Source organism: Phycisphaerales bacterium, assembly GCA_029268515.1.
Lineage (GTDB): Bacteria > Planctomycetota > Phycisphaerae > Phycisphaerales > SM1A02 > JAQWNP01.
In genome coordinates this window covers 256,269-275,785 of the sequence record JAQWNP010000001.1, presented here as the reverse complement: position 1 = coordinate 275,785, position 19,517 = coordinate 256,269, and the positions used below count along the sequence as shown (strand labels likewise).

The 19,517-nt window shown below is 49.5% G+C and carries 18 protein-coding genes; 13 read left to right on the top strand and 5 right to left on the bottom strand.

Features of this window, described 5'->3' with window-relative positions; all coding sequences use genetic code 11:
- The first annotated feature begins 15 nt into the window (after positions 1 to 15).
- The 6 genes from P8J86_01095 to P8J86_01070 all read left to right on the top strand — a co-directional run bounded on the left by P8J86_01095 (position 16) and on the right by P8J86_01070 (position 6,634).
- Positions 16 to 510, top strand: a complete 495-nt coding sequence (locus tag P8J86_01095; protein ID MDG2053282.1) for a hypothetical protein — start codon at positions 16 to 18, stop codon at positions 508 to 510.
- Between the two features lie 161 nt (positions 511 to 671).
- Positions 672 to 1,727 (top strand): PilT/PilU family type 4a pilus ATPase, encoded by a 1,056-nt coding sequence (locus tag P8J86_01090; GenBank protein ID MDG2053281.1) that lies wholly within the window; start codon positions 672 to 674, stop codon positions 1,725 to 1,727.
- Positions 1,728 to 1,746: 19 nt separating this feature from the next.
- Complete coding sequence (locus P8J86_01085; GenBank protein MDG2053280.1) at positions 1,747 to 2,979, top strand: type II secretion system F family protein; 1,233 nt, start codon at positions 1,747 to 1,749, stop codon at positions 2,977 to 2,979.
- A 28-nt stretch (positions 2,980 to 3,007) separates the two neighbouring features.
- On the top strand, positions 3,008 to 3,580 hold the full coding sequence (locus P8J86_01080) for a prepilin-type N-terminal cleavage/methylation domain-containing protein (protein ID MDG2053279.1): 573 nt from the start codon (positions 3,008 to 3,010) through the stop codon (positions 3,578 to 3,580).
- Between the two features lie 37 nt (positions 3,581 to 3,617).
- Entirely contained in the window at positions 3,618 to 6,041 is a 2,424-nt protein-coding gene (locus P8J86_01075; protein MDG2053278.1) for a hypothetical protein, read from the top strand.
- Positions 6,038 to 6,634 carry a prepilin-type N-terminal cleavage/methylation domain-containing protein gene (locus P8J86_01070; protein MDG2053277.1) on the top strand — a complete coding sequence of 199 codons (597 nt, stop codon included), beginning with the start codon at positions 6,038 to 6,040 and terminating at the stop codon, positions 6,632 to 6,634. Before P8J86_01075 ends, P8J86_01070 begins: the two co-directional genes overlap by 4 nt.
- Positions 6,635 to 6,647: 13 nt before the next feature.
- Here P8J86_01070 and P8J86_01065 read toward each other — a convergent pair whose 3' ends face one another.
- Entirely contained in the window at positions 6,648 to 7,031 is a 384-nt protein-coding gene (locus P8J86_01065; GenBank protein MDG2053276.1) for a 6-carboxytetrahydropterin synthase, read from the bottom strand.
- Between the two features lie 108 nt (positions 7,032 to 7,139).
- Here P8J86_01065 and P8J86_01060 point away from each other — a divergent pair, with 108 nt between their 5' ends.
- On the top strand, positions 7,140 to 8,516 hold the full coding sequence (locus tag P8J86_01060) for a hypothetical protein (protein MDG2053275.1): 1,377 nt from the start codon (positions 7,140 to 7,142) through the stop codon (positions 8,514 to 8,516).
- 13 nt (positions 8,517 to 8,529) lie between these two features.
- Here the strand turns inward: P8J86_01060 and P8J86_01055 are convergent, their stop codons facing one another.
- From P8J86_01055 to P8J86_01045, 3 genes are all read right to left on the bottom strand, one after another.
- Positions 8,530 to 9,078: an NUDIX domain-containing protein gene (locus P8J86_01055; protein ID MDG2053274.1), complete on the bottom strand. Its 549-nt coding sequence runs from the start codon at positions 9,076 to 9,078 to the stop codon at positions 8,530 to 8,532.
- Positions 9,075 to 9,995 carry a 4-hydroxy-tetrahydrodipicolinate synthase gene (gene dapA / locus P8J86_01050; GenBank protein MDG2053273.1) on the bottom strand — a complete coding sequence of 307 codons (921 nt, stop codon included), beginning with the start codon at positions 9,993 to 9,995 and terminating at the stop codon, positions 9,075 to 9,077. The genes P8J86_01055 and dapA overlap by 4 nt, the downstream gene beginning before the upstream one ends.
- Before the next feature lie 68 nt (positions 9,996 to 10,063).
- Positions 10,064 to 10,813 carry a pyridoxine 5'-phosphate synthase gene (locus tag P8J86_01045; protein MDG2053272.1) on the bottom strand — a complete coding sequence of 250 codons (750 nt, stop codon included), beginning with the start codon at positions 10,811 to 10,813 and terminating at the stop codon, positions 10,064 to 10,066.
- A 144-nt stretch (positions 10,814 to 10,957) separates the two neighbouring features.
- Here P8J86_01045 and phoU point away from each other — a divergent pair, with 144 nt between their 5' ends.
- Together phoU and P8J86_01035 are read left to right on the top strand one after the other, a co-directional pair.
- A complete protein-coding gene (gene phoU, locus P8J86_01040; GenBank protein MDG2053271.1) occupies positions 10,958 to 11,644 on the top strand; it encodes a phosphate signaling complex protein PhoU in 687 nt (228 codons plus the stop codon).
- 101 nt (positions 11,645 to 11,745) lie between these two features.
- Positions 11,746 to 13,191: a UDPGP type 1 family protein gene (locus P8J86_01035; protein ID MDG2053270.1), complete on the top strand. Its 1,446-nt coding sequence runs from the start codon at positions 11,746 to 11,748 to the stop codon at positions 13,189 to 13,191.
- A gap of 21 nt (positions 13,192 to 13,212) precedes the next feature.
- On the opposite strand, the gene P8J86_01030 is transcribed toward P8J86_01035, so the two are convergent.
- Positions 13,213 to 14,370 (bottom strand): glycerate kinase, encoded by a 1,158-nt coding sequence (locus P8J86_01030; protein ID MDG2053269.1) that lies wholly within the window; start codon positions 14,368 to 14,370, stop codon positions 13,213 to 13,215.
- 81 nt (positions 14,371 to 14,451) lie between these two features.
- Here P8J86_01030 and P8J86_01025 point away from each other — a divergent pair, with 81 nt between their 5' ends.
- The 4 genes from P8J86_01025 (at position 14,452) to P8J86_01010 (ending at position 19,515) form a co-directional block, all read left to right on the top strand.
- Entirely contained in the window at positions 14,452 to 15,165 is a 714-nt protein-coding gene (locus P8J86_01025; protein MDG2053268.1) for a DedA family protein, read from the top strand.
- 113 nt (positions 15,166 to 15,278) lie between these two features.
- Positions 15,279 to 16,412, top strand: a complete 1,134-nt coding sequence (locus P8J86_01020) for an AAA family ATPase (GenBank protein ID MDG2053267.1) — start codon at positions 15,279 to 15,281, stop codon at positions 16,410 to 16,412.
- A 71-nt stretch (positions 16,413 to 16,483) separates the two neighbouring features.
- Positions 16,484 to 17,266, top strand: coding sequence for a tRNA pseudouridine(38-40) synthase TruA (gene truA / locus P8J86_01015; GenBank protein MDG2053266.1), 783 nt, complete (start codon positions 16,484 to 16,486; stop codon positions 17,264 to 17,266).
- Complete coding sequence (locus P8J86_01010) at positions 17,263 to 19,515, top strand: hypothetical protein (GenBank protein MDG2053265.1); 2,253 nt, start codon at positions 17,263 to 17,265, stop codon at positions 19,513 to 19,515. The genes truA and P8J86_01010 overlap by 4 nt, the downstream gene beginning before the upstream one ends.
- The last annotated feature ends 2 nt before the right edge of the window (positions 19,516 to 19,517 follow it).

Here is a 19,517-nt window from a genome sequence, read left to right as displayed (position 1 = left end):
TGTCTGGTTTTGGTGATGTTGCTAGGTGCACCCTTGTTCTATGGATGTAGTGGCTTTCGTGGGCCAGATATGAAGGTCTCGGGTGTGGTTGTCAGTCATGCGACTGATGAGGGGCTGGAACTCGAGATCTATCTAGATCTTGCCAACAACAATGATACTGGCACGGAACTGCGACTTTATGAGTATTCAGTCTGGGTAGATGGCACCAGGGCCTATCAGGGCGTCTGGGCCGCTGAGCAGACTATTCCAGCAGCCGCTGAGCGATCTGCAATGGTTCCCGCAGTCCTTCTGGATAAGCAGTTAGGCTGGTCTAAAGAGGCTCGCCCAGAACAGGTCCGAATGAAGATTATGGGTAATGTTCTCTATATTGCCCCAGGGCAGCTCGCTGAGACTTTACTGGAATGGGGCCTTTATCAGCCCCGTCAAGCCTTCGGTGCGGAAGATTCTATCGAACTCATTATTGAGAAGAAAATACCCGAGAAGGCTAAATCGAGCTCTACGGCCCCATAATCAGTACGGACCAGCCGGAATAATTGCTACAACCCAAACTTGCCCGTGTCCTATGCGAAGTGGGGCAGAATCACACGAGGCATCCCTTCATCTCCCCTAGATTCGCGCCGATAAAGACAAGACTCGCGGGCGCTTTGTCCGTGAAGCAACGGGGTATTTGTATGCGCCTGTCTGAGATTCTTACTGTCGCGATTGAGGCCCAAGCGTCGGATATTCACTTAATTGCCGAGCATCCACCCATGATGCGCGTCAATACCGTGATGACGCCAATGGACTATCCACTTCTTACCATGGAAGTCCTTCGGGAATTCCTTGGTCAGATTACAACAGACTTGCAGCGTGAAGCGCTTGAGTCTCTGATGGATGTGGATTTCTCTTATGAAATTCCCGACCTGGCGCGCTTTCGTGTAAACGTTCATAAGCAACGAGGTCAGATTGGCCTGGCAATGCGTGCCATTAAGACGGCCGTGCCTCCGATGCGTGATCTCAATCTGCCTGAAGTCATAAGCCGTTTGACATACCTGCCACGTGGTCTGGTTCTTGTTACCGGCGACACTGGTTCGGGCAAGTCGACCACTTTGGCATCGATGATTCAATCGATGAATGAGCGCTATCGTAAACACATTATCACGCTTGAGGATCCAGTTGAGTACAGCTTTGTATCTGACAAATGCCTTATTGAACAGCGTGAGCTTATGCATGATATGCCCAGTTTCTCATCTGGCCTCAAGCATGCACTGCGTCAGGATCCAGACATTATTCTCGTTGGTGAGATGCGTGACCTTGAAACCACGGCACTTGCAATAAGTGCTGCAGAAACCGGTCACCTGGTCTTGTCTACTTTGCATACTGTGAATGCGTCACAGACTGTTGAGCGTGTGATCGACATGTACCCAGGAGGTCAGCAGAATCAGATTCGTTCAATGCTCGCAAACACACTGCAAGCAGTGGTTTCACAGTCGTTGTTCAGTCGGATTGATCGTCCAGGCATGGTGCCTGCGGTTGAAGTATTGCTCTGTACGCCTGCTGTGCGCAACATCATTCGTGAGGCAAGAACATTCGAGATTCCAAATGTCATCGATACCAATCGTCAGATTGGCATGGTGAGTTTGGATAACTCAATTGCTGAACTTTACTTCAATGGCCTTATCAGTCGCGAAGATGCGATTGCTCAGGCAGCCTTCCCCGATAAGCTCGAACGTCAGTTGGCGGCCTAACGCCTAGGAACTCTGGATCATGCCTCAGTATCGCTATCAAGCACGACACAGCTCTGGTCAGATGCAAGCCGGCGTTCTTAACGCCGAAAGCGCAGCTGCTGCAGCTATGATTTTGCGTAGCCAGGGGCACCATGTTCTTCAGTTGGTTCCAATTCAAACAGCAAGCATGCAAATGGGCGAGTCTATTAAGAGAATCCTTAATTACTCTTCAGGTCCAACACAGCGTGACGTGCTCGACTTCACAACACAGTTAGCGGTGATGATTCGAGCAGGCATTAGTTTGCGTCTCGCACTTGATGGTATTTCGGAACAGATTACAAACCCGAAATTCAAGCGCGTTATGATGCACATCAAGCAAGAGATTGAATCTGGCAAACAGTTTTCCGAAGCTATTTCAGCTTATCCAAAGCTCTTTAATCCTCTGTATGTAAACATGGTCAAGGCTTCTGAGATGTCAGGTGCCTTTGCCAAGATGCTTGATCGCATCGCTGGTTTCCTGACACAACAGCTCGAGACGCGCAAAATGGTCATTGGTGCAAGCATCTACCCAGGTGTTATTGCTGGTATGGCTACGTTTGTCACAATCTTCTTGCTTACGTTTGTGTTGCCTAGATTTGCTGGTGTATTTGAGGGCAAAGAAGACATCCTTCCCTGGCCCACGAAGTTCCTGATGGATCTTTCGGCTTGGATGGTCAATTATTGGTGGACACTCGGCTTTGGTGGCGTAGGCGCGATCGTTGGTTTTATCTTCTTCTCGAAGACTGATATGGGCCGTTTCTGGATTGATCGTGGCAAGCTCGGGGTTCCACTATTCAGCCGTATGTTTCGAGCGTTGTATGTGAGCCGTTCGCTGAACACGATGGGCGAACTTCTTAATGCAGGCGTACCAATGCTGGATACGTTGTTGATTACAGGCGATATTTCCGGCAATGTACTCTTCAAGCGTATGTGGCGAAATGTGTATTCGGCAGTACGTCAAGGTAAGAAGATTAACTCGCAGTTGAGCCGATCAAATCTGCTGCCCAAGTCAGTCGTCCAGATGGTCGCGGCTGGTGAAGAGTCAGGGCGACTCGGGGAAGTTCTGCAAGAAATTTCCGAGTACTACTCCAAAGTACTGCGAGATGCGATCAAGTCTGTTACTGGCATGATCGAACCCATCATGATCATTCTTATGGGTGGTGTTGTTGGCTTTATTGCCATGGCGATCATCCTGCCAATCTTCAAGATGAGCTCGGTTGTTTCAGGTCACTAGTGTCAATGGCTTAGGAGCCAACGAATCAATGTTGTCACAAGGCAAAAATACTCGAGGCAATAGACGTAGGGTTCAAGCGACTCGTCGCGGGTTTACGTTAATTGAGACCGCGCTGGCTACCATTATTGTTGGGGTAGGCGTTCTATCTATTGTTGCTGCACAACAAGCATTCCATAAACAGAATACGTGGTCGAGCCATGCATCAATAGCCGCGCGACTTGGCAATGAGATTCGAGAAATGACATTGAATCTTCCAAGTCATGATCCAGTCACGGGCACTGCTGCATGGGGCCCTGAAGAGAATGAGCTTTGGGTCGTTGACTATGACGATCTAGATGACTTCGATGGCGATGGTGGTGGCATGGTCTTTGGGTCTGCATATGACAATGGTCCCATTAATGCCCGGCGCGAAGTGATTCCCAATATGGATGGATGGTCGCAGACGATCCGGATTGCCAATGTTGATTCTTATGACATTACTTCTGCCGTTGATGATGGGGCGAGTGAAATGGTCTCTGTGGAGGTCGTTGTTTCGTTTCAGGAAGATGAAAGTAGTGATGCGATGGAGGTCACACGTGTTGGATGGATATCACCGCGTTAAGAACACTCAATTAGAAATCAATAGGTAAACAAATCAAATGAACATGGCAGTACAACAAACATCTTCGCCTCGCGCACGACGGAACAATCATAGGATTGTTGTTCGTCGTGGTGTGTCGTCGGTACTTGCCATGATGTTTATGGTCATGTTTGGATCATTAGCTGCAGCTATGGCCGTCGTAGCCCAAACAAATATGAAGACCGCAGACGCAGGACTCAAGGTTTCACGAGCAATGAGTGCTGCAGAGACAGGACTGGCATTCGCCATCGATCGCCTTTCAGCTGAGAGTGCACGGTTTGTGGTTGAGCGTGGTGTTATTGACAGTACATTTGGTGAGCGTTTGTGGCTTGGTGAATGGGATGACGATGATGGCAGCGTTACCGTAAGTGATCCGGTTGGATACGATCTTCCATTTCCAAGTGGGCCTGGCCTTATTCATGCACTCTATGACGTGCACCAACAAGTGGACACGCATGTGCTGCCGCCGGGAATTGAGCCAGGTGATGATGCGCTGCCAGCTATTGATGAGGCGCTTGGTGCGATGTACTCGCAATTGATTCCACTGCGCGCTGATGTGACCTATCCGTATTTCCAATTGAAATATGAGTTGTTACAAGACGGCCGATATTTGAGAGTGACCAGTGTTGGGACAGATCAAGGTATTACGCGGACGGTGCAGATTGACCTTCAGATCAGTAAGAAGATTGAGTATGCGGTACTCAGTCCAAACCGCATCATGATTGGTAAAAATGTACGAATTGAAGGTCCACTGGGCTCTCGTTACGGAATTATTCCAGGCGAACTTGATAGCACTAATGGAGATCCATTGGTGCTGCGTAGTGACTTTTACTTTCTGGATAGCAGTGTCTTAGATCCAAAGTTAGATGCGCTTTATAGCGAAGTGTCAGATCATGATGTTGATGGTGATAACCGTCTTCGTCCCAATCATCCTATTGAGAGTCAAGGACTTTCTGGTAACCCTGATCTTCAGGACTATGACGGTGACGAGTACGTCGATGATTTTGATCTCTTTCTAGCTCACTATGACTTTAACGGTGACAAAAAAGTTGTTTACGATTCAGGCCTTGCATTTGACGCTGGCTACGGCGGATTGAGTGCAGAGTTTACGGATGATCTTCAGCTAGCTGAGCTCATTGATGAAGGAAATGCCGATCGTGATGGAGACGGTGTCATCAGTGGATATGACACAACACTTGGTTATCTCGATGGCGTACTTGATGTCAACGATATGTATTCAAAGGTACGAGGACGATTAGTCTTTTCGGTCAGCGAATCTTCATGGGAGGCAGCTCATGGAGATAGTTACACGACCGTTGTTCAAGGGCCCATTCGTCCAGATCTGGAACAATCGCCAACAAGTTTCAATGTAAGTGATGAAGAGCTCCGAGAAATTACAACGGATATGTTTAGTGACAGTCAGACTTGGTTTGATGGTGAGTCTCAATCTGGCGCGAGTTTTGGTGATGCCGAAAATGGGCAGGTTAAAGACAATCTCGATAGTGTCGCAGGCGCCGAATATATTCCTACCGAAGCAGGACAATGGGAATCAGTGCCTTTAGGTTCTTCAAATGCCTACGATCACTACCAGCGTGCAATCTACCGCAACATGACTTTTACAAACGTGCGCATTCCAATCGGGAACAACGGCTTATTTGAAAACTGCACATTTATTGGTGTGACCTACATTGAAACAACAGAAGAATGTGAAGATCAGAACTGGAATTATGTGGGCGCACGAGAGCCAGGTCCTGGTGGTTATGTGCTTCGATTTCCTGGTCTGTTTGCGGAGCTTGGCGATGATGATGAAATAGAAGACACCAAGCCGTACTCTAATAACATTCGTTTTGACGGATGCACTTTTCTTGGCTCTGTCGCGGGTGATCAGCCAGCTCAATACACGCATTGGCGCAACAAACTGCAGTTTACAGGTAATACACGGTTCTATATTGATCCTGAAGATACAGACCTGCTCGAGCAGCCAGATGCAACCGAACTTCAGGACGTGTTGGTAGGACTGGGCGAAGAAGACCTTTTTGAATTATCAAAGAGCTCGATGTTGATTCCCGGCTGGTCATCTGACGTGGGTAATTTTTCAAATGATGTGCTTACAAAGGTCAAGCTCAAGGGAACAATAGTGACTGGGATTATGGATGTCCGTGGTACAGCTGATGTCTTTGGCACCATGCTGATGACATTCCGTCCGGAATCTGAAGCTGGTCCGCTGAGTTACGGCGGATTGACTGACTCGTTCAATACAACAATTGGTTATTTTGGATCGACAGAAGGTGACGGTGAGGGATCGAACCCTGGAGCCGAGCCTGAAGGTTACGGAGCGATCACAATTCGCTACGACCCGAATGCCATCTTGCCTGATGGAATTCCTTGGCCAATTAGTTGTGATCCAGTTCCGCTTAGCTATGTTGAAGGGGGCTCAATGTGAATAGCCAATTTAGAAATCTACCCAAGAGGGGTCGGCGCGCTGTTCGCCGTGGTTTCAGCCTCGTAGAGTTGTTGGTTGCATTGGCAATTACTGCAGCGTTAATGGTTGCAACTCTCACGGCGCTTGATGCATCTTTTACGGCTTACCAAACTACAACAGAAACGGCTTCAACGCATGCCATTGGTCGCCTGACTGTTGATCGAATTCAGGCAATGATTCGAACTGGTCAAGGTTTCGGCCCGCTGCCATCGCTGCCGTCTCAGACAACTCTGGAAAGTAATTACATTGATATTGTGACCCCAGCAGGTGAGCAAATTACAATAGAGTGGCAGCCTTCAGTAGAATCGCTGTATGTCATTGTCAACGGTGATGAGCATCTGTTAATGGAAGGTGTGATTGCTCAGAATGATCCAGTGACCGGTGAATCGATCTCGCCGTTTACACTAGAGTTTGCAGCAGGGCGTCAGCTCTATCGAGCAACCATCGATTTGCTGATTATTCCAGATGACAACATGAACGTTGTGCTGGACGGCAATTCTCAGGAAACGCTACATCTCATAGCTTCCTCTATGCCGCGATCGCTTGCGTACTAAAACCCAGCTGAATTCAGCCCGACGCAAGTTCGTCTTCAAAGACAACTGATGCGATGCAGCCCGGTGCTTCTGTGAGGCTCACGCGGCGTAAGAAAACGCGTGTCGGAAGTACGGGGGCAATCCGTTGGCTAATCAGAGTCACCACATGTTCCGCTGTCGGGCTGATGCCTTTGAAGAGTGTCAGCTCATTTAAATCAGCGTTTTCAAGTGGTGCAATTGCTTCTTTGACACCTTGCTCAAGGACGTGGAAGTCACAAACCACGCCATCACTATCAAGATCGTGGGCAGCAACATGGACCACCAGCTGCCAATCGTGCTCATGAGGCTCTTCATCAATGCCCTGGATCGTCACGGCGTGTGTGGCAAGAAAATTTAAATGGATCGTCAGTTCGTACATTGTGGATAGGGGAGTATACCGCTCAAAAGCAGAAGACTCTGATGTTGCTTCTTGCTTTGGGCTTGGCGCGGTATGCTTCTCACTATTATGAGCAGTGAAGCACCCCTCATGCTGTCCGTTTCTGGTGCTCGGGGCATCGTTGGCAAGACGATGACGCCGGAGGTATCAGCAGCTTTTGCCGCGGCTTATGGCGGGCATCTCCAGGATCATTCTGATGGTATACCTTTGGTATGCGCTGGGCGGGATGGCCGAGCTGGTGGTGAGGAACTTCATAAGGCAGCCTTAGCAGGATTAATCGCGGCCGGTTGCAAGGTTATTGATCTTGATGTTGTGGCAACGCCAACCGTCGGTGTGATGATCGACAAACATGGCGCCTCAGGCGGCATTGTGATCACGGCAAGTCACAACCCTCAGCAGTGGAATGGCCTCAAGTGCCTCAACAAAGATGGGCTTGCGCCAGCTGTTGATGAAGCGGCACTTATTATCGATCGGTTTAAGAGCTTACGCGATCAGGATTTTACGGGCACAGCCATTGATTCGGTTTCTGTTGATCTCAGTGGAACGACAACGCATGTGAAGCGCGTTCTTGATCAAGTTGATCGAAACCGTATTGCTGCAATGCGTTTTATAGTAACTCTAGATTCAGTCAATGCTTCTGGATGTGAGGGTGGCCGTCAACTATTGACAGCGCTTGGTTGCCAGCTGACTCATTTGCATGCGAGCGGTTCAGGTATCTTTCCACATTCACCGGAGCCAACTCAGGCGAATCTGACTGAACTCGCCTCTGTGACCAAAGAGTGCGGGGCGGTGGTTGGATTCGCCCAGGATCCTGATGCAGATCGATTGGCATTGATTAGTCAGCGTGGGGAGTATGTCGGTGAGGAGTACACATTGGCGATGGTTGCGAGGCGTTTTCTTGCTCGCGAGCATGGTGGGGTACTTGCTGCAAACCTATCGACCAGTCGAATGATCGATGACTTAGCAGAGATTAATCCGGGTGTGTCAGTTATTCGCACCGCCGTTGGTGAGGCCAATGTTGTGCATGCATTACGTGATGCTGGGGTGGGTGGAGAGAAAACTGGAATGGGTGGCGAGGGCAATGGCGGCGTCATTTGCCCGAGCGTTTGCTGGATCCGAGATTCCCTTTCTGCAATGGCATTCGTATTAGAATTACTTGCGACTGAGGGGCGTTCTCTATCAGATCTCATTGATGAAATGCCGAAATACGCAATGATTAAGCAGGCATTTGATCTTTCTTCAGTGGGTGGGCACGACGGAGTTGGCGCTATATTTGATCGCGTGCGCAAAGCATTCGCATCAGAAAAAATAAACGATCTTGATGGTTTACGCGTTGATCGGGCTAATGCATGGGTTCATTTACGAGTGAGCAATACCGAACCAATCGTGAGATTGATTGCAGAAGCGCCAACCAATGAAGATGCAGAATCTCTCATAAGAGAAGTCGCATCAATCGCTGGGTTATAAAGACGAGATCATTCTATTTGTGATTGCTTTGGGGAGGTCTATGTCTATAAGACTCTGTTACTTCCCACTCAAGCTCTGGGCCATCACATCGAACGTGCGCCATAAAAAAGCCACCTTTGTGTTCTTGGATGAGCGGCCAGAGTATACGCCGGTCGGTTTCTGGAATATCTGATTGAGCGACTTGGTCGTAGTCGACCCACTCTAGCGTGCCTTCATCCATCTCATAGTTTTTGATTTCATCAGGCTTAATTTCACGTTTGACCTCGTATAAAAAAATCAACCAGTGGTTGGTGTTTTCGTAACTTTCTTCCGAAATAATGCCTCTGAGTTCTACATCGTTAGGTCGAAGTGACACGCCAGTTTCTTCGTCGATCTCACGAACAGCACATTGGTGAGGACTTTCGCCAGTGGTGATCTCGAGCTTTCCGCCAATTGGAGAAAAGAAATCTTTGTTGGGCATCTTGCTCCGTCGCAAAAGCAGAAGTCGTTTTGCAGGATCATAGAGATAACAAAGAACGGCGATCTGATAAGGCATCGCGTGTGCAGGGGCAAGGTTGGTCATGCAGTTTGTTCCAGTGAGCGGTGCGTGGCAGCAATGGTCAATCCGCAAGCTTTGAGTTGTTCTCGAACTTGATTCACAACCTCGGAGGTCGAAGCACATAAAGGTAGACGCACGGTTCCGCTGTCCCAGTCGAGAAGCGCCATTGCAGTTTTGATTGGCACAGGGTTCACGTCACATTCTAGAAGTGTGCTTGCAAGTGTGAGTAAGCGTCGGTGCAAACTCACGGCTTCTTCCCATCGTGCCTCCCGACAAGCTGCAACTAAGCTCATGACTCTCATCGGTAAGATGTTGGAGAGTACTGAGATGACACCACCGCCACCAAGGGCCATCAACGGCAGGGTGAGTGGATCATCCCCACTTAGAAGTACTAAATCGGTGTCAGTTAAGATTTCCTTGGCTTGGTTGGCGTCACCAGTGGCATCTTTGATGGCAGCAATATTCGGGTGGCTTGCAAGGCGTTTGATGGTGTTCAATTCGATGAGGCGTCCACATCTTCCTGGAATGTTGTAGAGAACAACCGGCAGGTCACAGCTGTCTGCAATCGCCATGAAGTGACGGTAGATGCCTTCTTGTGAAGGTCGATTGTAATAGGGCGTTACTTGGAGACTGGCGTGAGCGCCAACATCATGACAAAACTGATGGAGTTGAATGGCATGGTGTGTTGAGTTTGAACCAGCGCCAGGTATGACAGTCAGTTGGAGGTTTCGAGCTGTTTTAATGGCATGCCGAACAACGATCCGGTACTCCGCATTAGTCAGTGTTGGTGTTTCTCCAGTTGTTCCGCATGGAACAACGCCAGTCATACCATAGCTGGCCTGCCGATTGATTTGTTCAGTCAATCGCGGAAGATCTAGCATGTCACCGCGTCTGGAAAACGGCGTGATCAATGCGGTATAGGCACCAGAAAAATCTATCATGAGCGGAGTCCCTTCCTGCTCGTATGCGGCTCAGGTTTATTATGACACTTCTGAGCCGCAGAGACCAATTATTGGTTCACAGCCTTATCAATCTCACGTTTCATTTCGGCCACAGATTCAAACATCCCGACAAAGAGACTTCGGCTCACAATGCTATGCCCAATATGAAGTTCAGCGAGGCCAGGCATTGCAGCAATAGGGGCTACGTTGGCATGGGTGAGGCCATGGCCTGCGTTGAACCGCATGCCTGCCTCTTGAATCCACTTGCCAGCCTGCTGAATTTCTTCAATTACTTGAGCCAGTGCATCAGTACGATGAGCACTTGGCTCAGTCAGAAAAACCTCGGCATAACCGCCAGTGTGGATTTCACAGACCGAAAAGCCAACTTTTGCAGCCGCTTCAATTTGCTCTTGCTGAGCATCCACAAAAGCGCTGACCATGATGCCTTCGCCTGTCAGGGATTGAATGATGGGCAGTAGCTGGCTTTGCAGGCCATAAACGTCTAGCCCACCTTCAGTTGTAAGCTCTTGCCGACTCTCTGGAACCAGCATGGTCATCTGAGGCCGGATTTCGTGAGCAATGGCCACCATTTCAGATGTGGCGGCCATTTCAAAGTTCAGCTTTACATCAATGGCCTCGGCCAGGCGACGCACATCTTGGTCATTAATGTGGCGCCGGTCCTCCCGGAGGTGACAAGTAATCCCCTCAGCGCCAGCTCGCTGGGCTTCAAGAGCTGCCTGGACCGGGTCGGGCTCAATCTGGCGTCGAGCTTGCCGAACGGTGGCGATATGATCAACATTGACGCCTAATTCAACCATCTCTCCAGCCTATGGCGTATTTACTCATAGGACAACTGGCAAACCAGGGATCGAATAATGGTCGTGGGGCGGCTGGCTGGCTATACTCGCGCCACAAGGGTTTTATCCTTGGTCTCCAATTCTAAGCATCCGACAGGTGCAGGCATGACATCGTTTAATCAACACCTCCAACGTCTTAGGCATGATCTAGGCCGTCAAGGTGCTCGCTGCATGGAGCTCACGCTTAGAGCAGTGGAGAGCTACTTTGATGGTGACCGCGTTGAAGCGGCGGATGTGATCAAAGGTGATGAGTCGATCGATCGGGTTGATGTTGAGATCGAACGAGGGTCCATCAACCTTTTGGCGATGGGAGAGACCGAGCCATATTCCATCCGTAGCGTCCTCACAATTGTCAAGATTAACAACGAGCTCGAGCGAATCGCAGATTGTGCGGTGAATGTCGCGGAGGTTGTTCTTGATGGTGATGGTCACCATGATCAACTACCACAGACCTTCCGCGTGATGGCCAATAGTGTGATTGGTATGCTCAGGGATGCAAATGACTCGCTCTCTAGTCTTGATATCGAGCTCGCCACTCGTGTGCTTCAGTTTGATGATGCTGTCGATCGTTTTAAACGTGAGATCACCCTTGATGCTCAGAAGCAGGTTGCCTCTGGAGGTATTTTGGTTGACATGGCTTTCCGATTATTGAGTGTGGTTGGGTCTCTTGAGCGTATTGCGGATCACTCGACGAATATCTGTGAGCAAGTGATTTACCTTGAAACAGGCAAGATTGTCCGACATAGTCGTGAAGGGTGGTCCGAGCCAGCATTGCCTGATAGTGATGAGTGAGCTTCGCTTTCTTTTGTCCCTGTGCATATCGCCTGCTCTTGCTATGATTCAGGCCCCGATCTCATACTGATCTTTTTGTATGCAAGAAAAGTGCGATGTCTATGTCGGAGCAACTCGAAAGAGTTCAGTCACTGCTAGCCCAGCATAAGCAGGAGCATCTACTGACCTTCTATGGTGAGTTAGATGAAGATGCGCAGTCTTCGCTGCTTTCTCAGATCGAAACCATCGACTTTGGACTTCTTGACAGACTGATCAGAAAAGAAGTACGAGAGCCCCATTCTGATGACAGTGCACCGCTGCATCTAGAGCCTCCTCCAAGTCATTTCTTTGAAACAGCTGAGGATGCTGGCCAATTCCGCCGTGCTGGTGAGGCACTTTTGAGCGCGGGGCAAGTGGCCGCGTTTACGGTCGCTGGCGGCCAAGGAACACGCCTGGGTTGGAGTGGTCCAAAGGGTACATTCCCAGCAACGCCAGTCACCGGGAAGTCACTTTTTCAATCTTTTGCAGAGCAGATTCTGGCATCGCAGCGCCGTTTTAACTGCCGAATTCCCTGGTACATCATGACCAGCCAGCAAAATGATGCGTCCACCAGAGCGTTCTTTCTTGATAACAATTGCTTTGGTCTTGTTAGAAGCGAAATCTATATGTTCCCACAGGGGGAGATCCCGTCGGTCGATGCAACAACAGGCAAGCTCCTGTTGGCAGAGAAGGGGCGCGTGGCCATGAATCCCGATGGACATGGCGGCAGCCTCAGAGCTTTATGTTCGAGCGGTGCGATCGAGGATATGCAAGCCCGGGGCATTCAACACATCAGCTATTTCCAAGTAGACAATCCGCTTGTGAGAGTTTTGGATCCAGTGTTTATTGGTGTTCATGCGACGGCGGATGATTCATCTGGTGAAATGTCGAGCAAAATGGTGCGGAAGAGTCACCCTGAAGAGCCTGTTGGTGTCTTCTGTGTTGGAGAAGGTAAAACGCGCGTGATCGAGTATTCCGATCTTCCTCCAGAGCTTGCCAAGGCACAAGATGAGCAAGGTCAGATTAAGTTCCACGCGGGATCCATTGCAGTACACCTTCTGGGTGTTCCTTTTATCGAGCGGTTAGGCCAGGAACATTCGGCGCAAGATGCTACGGTGCAATTGCCGTGGCATCGCGCTCACAAAAAGGTGAATGTCGTCGATCTTACAACAGGAAAAGTGGTTGAGCCAAGCGAGCCAAACGCCGTGAAATTTGAAACCTTTGTTTTCGATGCACTGCATTTTGCAACTCGCCCAGCCATTATGGAAACGCGTCGACAAGAAGAATTCGCACCTATCAAAAATCGTAAGGGTAATGACTCTGCGGTCACGAGTTATCATTTACAGACCAGTCGTGCAGCGGGCTGGCTGACAATCAATGGTGTCGAGATTCCATACAAAGATGTCAATGGTGTTCGTGAGGTCGATGCGGTCATCGAGGTGAGCCCGTTGACAGCCATGGATGCCGAAGAGCTTTCCTTAGCGACGCTCCCAGACCAAATTCTCGGTGGTGAACGAGTGGTGTTGTGAAAAGCACTCACACGACGTGTCTCATTGGCTGGTTTTTAGCCATTGTTCAACAGCCTGTGTAATGGACTGAGCGGTTTCCGTACGGGCCATTTCTGATCCTACGTACGTAGAGAGGTTGATGTAGTCAGCCAGTGGGCCGTCTTGTTCCGCAAGCATGGACTCAAATCCTTTGGCGGTGCGGCCAACGACAGCAATAGTCGGCACACTCAGTGCGGCAGCTGCCATAGCAACACCACCGCAAGCTTTTCCAAATTGTGTCTGGGCGTCGAGTTGTCCTTCACCTGTGATGACGAGCGACGCACGTTTACAACGTTCATTAAAATTTACAATTTCTAGAATCGTGTCTATGCCTGAGACCATTGTTCCTCCGAGCAGGGCATGCATACCAAAGCCAGCGCCACCGGCGGCGCCGCCTCCCATTATTTGAGGATTGGTATTTGGGCAGAGTGACGCTACATGCAGGAGCACTTTCTGGAGGTGTTTTACTTGTGACGGTGTCGCACCTTTTTGTGCGGCATAGGTTTCTGCGGCGCCATTGATTCCAACAAGAGGGTTGGTGACATCACATGCAATTCGTAGTGATTGATACGCTCGTGGAATATGACTTGTATCAATGCTGCTGATCGATAAATATGACTTTGGGGGAAGGGGCGCTACAAGTGGTTTGTTATCTGCATCGAAGAGTTTGGCGCCAATCGCTTGGGCCATGCCGATGCCCCCATCGATGGTGGCGCTGCCACCAAGAAAAAGAGTGATATTTTGGCAGCCAGCCTGGATCGCTTCGTTAAGTAACTGTCCCGTGCCGTAAGTGGTCCCCAATAAGGGGCGCCGGTCTTGAGGCGCCACCCGCAAGAGCCCTGAAGCCTCCGCCATTTCAATCAGTCCAAGGCTTTGTTCGGGTACATGGAGCCAACGTGCTTGGCATGTTCTGCCGAGAGGATCGCAGACCTGAGCTTGGCGGAAAACACCGCCAATACTCTTGTAGACGGCGGCCAAACTGCCCTCTCCGCCATCGGCCAGTGGGCAAACATCAACATGGCAATCTGGGTAAACACGCTTCACACCTTGGGAGATCGCTTGGGATGCTGTTTCAGCGTTGAGAGTTCCTTTGAGCGAATCTGATGCACTAAGCACATTTGTGATTGTGGTTTTAATGTTTTTGGAACAATGGATAACCATCTGCAAACTTTTCTCCAGATCAAACCACAATCACCTCACGGCAAACACCCTACACTATGTTGCTAGCGGCAATCCGTAATTATGTTTGATGATCTATCGCTCACAATTTCGAACAATATCGGGGAGTATGGCCCCTGGTTGGTGTTCTTTCTGCTTTACCTCTCCGGGGTTGGTATTCCACTTGGTGAGGACATCATCATTATTCCTGCGGGAATGTTGATTGGCCAGGGTCAGTTTGGATGGTTCCCCATGGTTCCACTGACCTATCTGGGGGTTGTACTAGCGGATGTTACGTGGTTTGGGATCTGCCGTACTTTTGGAATGAAACTACTAAGAAGGCGGTTGATAAAACGGCTGGTCCATCCGCGACGAATGCTGGAGATGAAGTACAAGTTTGATCACTATGGTGTCTGGGTTGTGGTGGTCAGTCGATTTATTCCAGCGAGCCGGACAACGATGATTACCGTCGTTGGCGCCTTTCGAATGAAATTCTGGAAGTTCTTAGTCGCCGAGGCAGTCTGCGTTGCGGTCACCCTTCCATTTCAGTTAGGGTTGGGTTATCTCATCGGCGCTGGTATGCCAGATACCAAGAACTTCGTCGATCTTTTGATCAAAATAGCAGTGGTGGTCTTGGTTGTTCTTGTTGCGGTGTTCCTTTTTGGGCTCTGGATGCGTTCGCGTAAATCTGATAATCGAGCCCCTCGTGCCCCAATCGCTTGGCTTAAGCGAGGGAGCACCTACGACCCATCGTGTGTGGCTGAGCTGGCGACCAGGCGGAGCCAAGCGAAACAATAATTTCTCAAGCCATCGTTCAGGCGTAGCCTCAGTGAAGCCCTATAATGACGTGTTCGCTGCTGGAGTGTTGATGATTCAACAGTCCAGCATTTAGCACCTGATGGAGTATCCAAATGCGCGTGGTGATGACTGGCCAAATCGGAATGGATAAGAAGCGCTACCTTGAAGCGGTAGAGCAGATCGCTGGTGAGCGGGGTACGGCCATTGAGATGTTCAATGTGGGCGACATGATGTACCAAGAGTCGCCAGATGTTCGCAAGGGTCGTATTCTTGACCTTCCACTCAGCCGTTTGCAGACGCTGCGCCGAGCAGCATTTAAAGACATCATCTCTGAGACGCGGCCTGCTGAGGCGCATCCAAATGTGCTCATCAATACACATGCAACTTTTCGTTGGCGGCATGGTCTGTTTAGTGCCTATGACTTCGATCAAATGAAGCAGGCCGAACCAAATATGCTTATTTGCTTGATGGACAACATTGAGGTGGTTCATCATCGTTTGCATCAAGAACACGATATTGATGCGACGCTCAAGGACTGTATGGTTTGGCGTGAAGAAGAAATTCTCGCCACAGAGTTGCTCGCCCAAGCGCTTGGCTGTCACAATGAGTTTTATATTCTCAGCCGTGGCAGGCATCAAGAAACTGTTGAAACCTGTGTTCGGCTTATTACGCGCCCAAATCTTAAACGTGTTTATCCAAGCTTTCCCATGACACATGTGGTTGGCATGCCAGATGTACTTGCCGAAATTGAAGAATTTAGACGGCGGCTTGCTGAGCACTTCATTTGCTTTGATCCAGCCGATGTCGACGAAAAACTTCTTTTAGACCGTGCGATTGAAGCCCGTCAGGCCAACGAAGAGTGGCTCGACGTTACCCCGCATGAATTTGGGGGAAGATCAGATGGCGATGCAATACGGGTATCCGTTCAGCAAGTGTTGGATATCGCAGGAGATATTGATGGTCAGATCTACATGCGAGACTTTAAACTGATTGATCAATCCGACATGATTGTCTCTTTGATCCCTGAATTGCCAGGAGGTGGACCTGGTTTATCCAGTGGCGTTGAGCGTGAGCTTCACCACGCCTGGGAACATACAAAAGAGGTTTATGTGGTCTGGAAACCTAAGAAGAGCCCCTCGCCCTTTATCACCGAAACAGCCACAAAAATATTCTCTTCAGTTGATGAGGCTCTCGAGTATTTTTCAGAGAAGGGCATGTTTCCGGAAGTCAATTTGTTTGGCCACTGAGCGCGCAGTGAATGGTTTTGCGACTCAAGCACTGCGGCCCTCTACGAGTGACCGCCGGCTGCAATTGAACAATGCCGCATTATAAAATGACAGTCTCATACGACGGCACGGACTTTCATGGTTGGCAAAAGCAAACCCCACCAGATGCAGAGCCAATGCGCACATGCCAAGGCGTTCTCGAAGACACGGTTCGTCGTGTTGTAAGAGAGCCGGTCACAGTGTTGGGGGCATCTCGAACTGATGCTGGTGTTCATTCTGTGGGTCAGGTGGCAGTGTTTCGCAGTACATTGAACTTGCCACTCGATCGTTTACGCATTGCTATCAATGGCCGATTGCCTGGGGATATGCAAGTTCATGATCTGAAACTGACTGGAGAGAGCTTTAATCCAATTAGTGATGCGCTTTCGAAAGGATATGACTACTCGATCTCGTTTGGCTCGCCCATGAAGCATGACCGCCCACTTTTTGACCGGCATATGCATACTTGGTTGCCCTTTGATCTGAATGTGGATCTGATGAATGATGCAGCTCAGCATCTCGTTGGTGAATTTGATTTCGCAAGTTTCACGCGTGTCAATCACGGTCGAAAGGGAACCACGAGAGAGGTCTATTCTTGTGTATGCGAGCAAACCGGTCCTCATCGATGTGTTATTAAAGTGACGGGCAGTGGTTTTCTCTACAACATGGTGCGTATTATTGCGGGAACATTAACGCAAGTTGGACGTGGTCAACGTGCCGTCGAAGCAGTGCCTGCCATACTGAATGCTTGTGATCGAGCGATGGCTGGGCCAACTCTTCCTCCGGAGGGCCTGTGCCTCATGTGGATCAAATATCCAGATGAGGTAGATCTATGATGAAAATGCTCGCGCAACTGGGGTTGTTGATCACTGCCTTTGCCATGCCAGCCCATGGCCAGACGTTGGATATTCCTGAGCCTATCCAAATTCCGAATCTGAGCGGTCCATCATGGGTCAGTGATCTAGTGCTTGAGCTTGATGGTGAAATTGATGATCTCAGTGCGCAACGGATTGAAGCAAATAATCGGCAGCGCCTCCTCATTGACGTAGCTATTGCACATCGGGCAATGGCTGGAAGCCTATTGGCGACTGGCGAAAGAGTGGGCGCCAAAGGATCTTATGCCATCATCAATGGTGCCCAACTGGCAAAGTCGCGTGATCTTATTGATGGCGCTCTGGATGGATTCAGAACAACCACTGATGGTTCTCCCTCAGGAATCGCAACCCAGTCACGCATTGCGAAGGCCCTGCTTCGTTTTGTAGAGAATCAGAGTAATCAGGTTAGCCTCAGTACAGAGGTCACATCGCAAGAGCTCGATCAATGGCTGGTCACCCACCTGTCACCATTGGCAGAAGTCATTAGTCACTATGAAGGTCAGCAGTTGCTGTCACATTGGATTTCTCAAGATGAGATGAATGGCACTTATGGCGCTGAACTTCGTGAGGGAGTCAATACAGAGACGGTTCGTGACGCGCTGCGAGATGCCAACATCAATGAAGAAACTCGTGCCGCTTTGACGAAAGCACTCGAGCTTCTGAGTTCTGCTCAAACAATTCCATCTCTAAGAATTAAAGCACGCGTGCTTCAATTATCGTTATTTGAAGCACTGCAGTTAGGGAAAGCTCTTGATGAGGCAGCATGGTTGCCTCGGCAGCAAAAACAACTTTATCGTCAGCGATGGGAAGCCGCATTGATTGGTTTTTCCGAAGCCGAATCTCGGAAAGAGGCCCAGGCGGTGCTTCGTGAGCTCGAGCATCTAGAAGACTTGCTTGCTTACATTACTGCGATGCACAATCACCGATCAATGCGAGTGCAACCGTCGGACATGGTAGATATTCTTCGCACACTCGAAAAAGAACGACAGGCTGGCGGCGGCATCGAACTGTCTATGCAAAAAATGACCTTCGCATTAGACGTCTTGGGCATCATGTTTGATTATCGTTCTTTATTGCCACTCAATGTAAAAGCCCTGCCCCAAGGCGCATTGCGGGGTGATCTGGTGCGCACGGAGCGTCAAATTGATATGCAATATAAACGCGTTGAACGAGAGGTCATTACAAAACTGCCCGCAATTCTCGCACGCCCAATAGATCGATCAAATCCAGCGGTGATTACGCTGGTGACAACACTCGCTGAATACCTTGATGATCTCAAGAGCTTAAGATCCCTCGATGCTTGGTATGCAAGGATGATCCAGATCGATCCTAGTGCTCATGCAAAATTGGCTGGTACGATGCGCCGTTTGGTAGTCTCTTTACTCAAGTCGCGTGAGCGAGAAGAAGCGATCAAAAGCATATCGCAGCTTGGCCATGAAATGAGCTTGTTCGTTCATGTGCCCGGTGAAAAGGCGTTGGTTCGGGGTGACCCCGCGTATGATCGTCTTTCGGGTGGACAGGCGGCGGCCCTTGCTAAGACGATTGAGGTGCAGAGACGTAAGTGGGTTAATGAATGGGCAATGCAAGGCAACGGCGGTTCGGCTGCGTTTGCAATGAGGCAGCTTGTAAAAACCATGTCATTGATGTCAGGAGTTGTGTTGGTTGAAGCTGTTGAGAAGGGCAGTAAAAACGAGCGACACCTTGAACATTGGGCGGGCTGGTCTCTTAATCAAGAGCAATGTGGGGTGTACTTTGGAGATCTATCTTCCCGACTCGTCTTGACAGTTGCGGCCGCAATCGAGGGGCGTTATGAAGAAGTAGCAAAGCAGAATCAAAATATTACAAATGAACTTGCCGTTGCTGAGCTCGCAGCTCGTTTGCAATTACGTCTAGGGGGGTTATTGGCTGATCGAAGTGACGGCGCCACAGGCGTTATGAATCGACTCGTGTTTCCTCCAAATGATGGAATTTGGCTTTATCATCGCCGCAGTGATCTTGCTGAGCTTGGTCGATATATGCCAGAAATTACGTATCGAGAGAGTCGTGGGCAAGCAGATGAGGCTGAGCAACTACGGCGCTACGTAAGCCTTATTGCAAGTGATGTCCTTAAAGATAATCAGCTTAATGAACCGCAGTCTTCTGAAGTTATCAAAACTGGACCCCAACAAAATCAATCTCCGTCTACTTTGCCAAATATGGGAGGCAACTGAAC

What these genes read in the sequence shown, in the direction of transcription:
- P8J86_01020 (MDG2053267.1), top strand. Translation starts at nt 15,279, where the DNA reads ATGCGCGTGGTGATGACTGGCCAAATCGGAATGGATAAGAAGCGCTAC.
- P8J86_01095 (MDG2053282.1), top strand. Translation starts at nt 16, where the DNA reads ATGTTGCTAGGTGCACCCTTGTTCTATGGATGTAGTGGCTTTCGTGGG.
- P8J86_01055 (MDG2053274.1), bottom strand. Translation starts at nt 9,078, where the DNA reads ATGACCAACCTTGCCCCTGCACACGCGATGCCTTATCAGATCGCCGTT.
- P8J86_01025 (MDG2053268.1), top strand. Translation starts at nt 14,452, where the DNA reads ATGTTTGATGATCTATCGCTCACAATTTCGAACAATATCGGGGAGTAT.
- P8J86_01045 (MDG2053272.1), bottom strand. Translation starts at nt 10,813, where the DNA reads ATGGTTGAATTAGGCGTCAATGTTGATCATATCGCCACCGTTCGGCAA.
- P8J86_01010 (MDG2053265.1), top strand. Translation starts at nt 17,263, where the DNA reads ATGATGAAAATGCTCGCGCAACTGGGGTTGTTGATCACTGCCTTTGCC.
- P8J86_01030 (MDG2053269.1), bottom strand. Translation starts at nt 14,370, where the DNA reads ATGGTTATCCATTGTTCCAAAAACATTAAAACCACAATCACAAATGTG.
- phoU (MDG2053271.1), top strand. Translation starts at nt 10,958, where the DNA reads ATGACATCGTTTAATCAACACCTCCAACGTCTTAGGCATGATCTAGGC.
- P8J86_01065 (MDG2053276.1), bottom strand. Translation starts at nt 7,031, where the DNA reads ATGTACGAACTGACGATCCATTTAAATTTTCTTGCCACACACGCCGTG.
- P8J86_01085 (MDG2053280.1), top strand. Translation starts at nt 1,747, where the DNA reads ATGCCTCAGTATCGCTATCAAGCACGACACAGCTCTGGTCAGATGCAA.
- P8J86_01090 (MDG2053281.1), top strand. Translation starts at nt 672, where the DNA reads ATGCGCCTGTCTGAGATTCTTACTGTCGCGATTGAGGCCCAAGCGTCG.
- P8J86_01075 (MDG2053278.1), top strand. Translation starts at nt 3,618, where the DNA reads ATGAACATGGCAGTACAACAAACATCTTCGCCTCGCGCACGACGGAAC.
- P8J86_01035 (MDG2053270.1), top strand. Translation starts at nt 11,746, where the DNA reads ATGTCGGAGCAACTCGAAAGAGTTCAGTCACTGCTAGCCCAGCATAAG.
- truA (MDG2053266.1), top strand. Translation starts at nt 16,484, where the DNA reads ATGCCGCATTATAAAATGACAGTCTCATACGACGGCACGGACTTTCAT.
- P8J86_01080 (MDG2053279.1), top strand. Translation starts at nt 3,008, where the DNA reads ATGTTGTCACAAGGCAAAAATACTCGAGGCAATAGACGTAGGGTTCAA.
- P8J86_01060 (MDG2053275.1), top strand. Translation starts at nt 7,140, where the DNA reads ATGCTGTCCGTTTCTGGTGCTCGGGGCATCGTTGGCAAGACGATGACG.
- dapA (MDG2053273.1), bottom strand. Translation starts at nt 9,995, where the DNA reads ATGATAGATTTTTCTGGTGCCTATACCGCATTGATCACGCCGTTTTCC.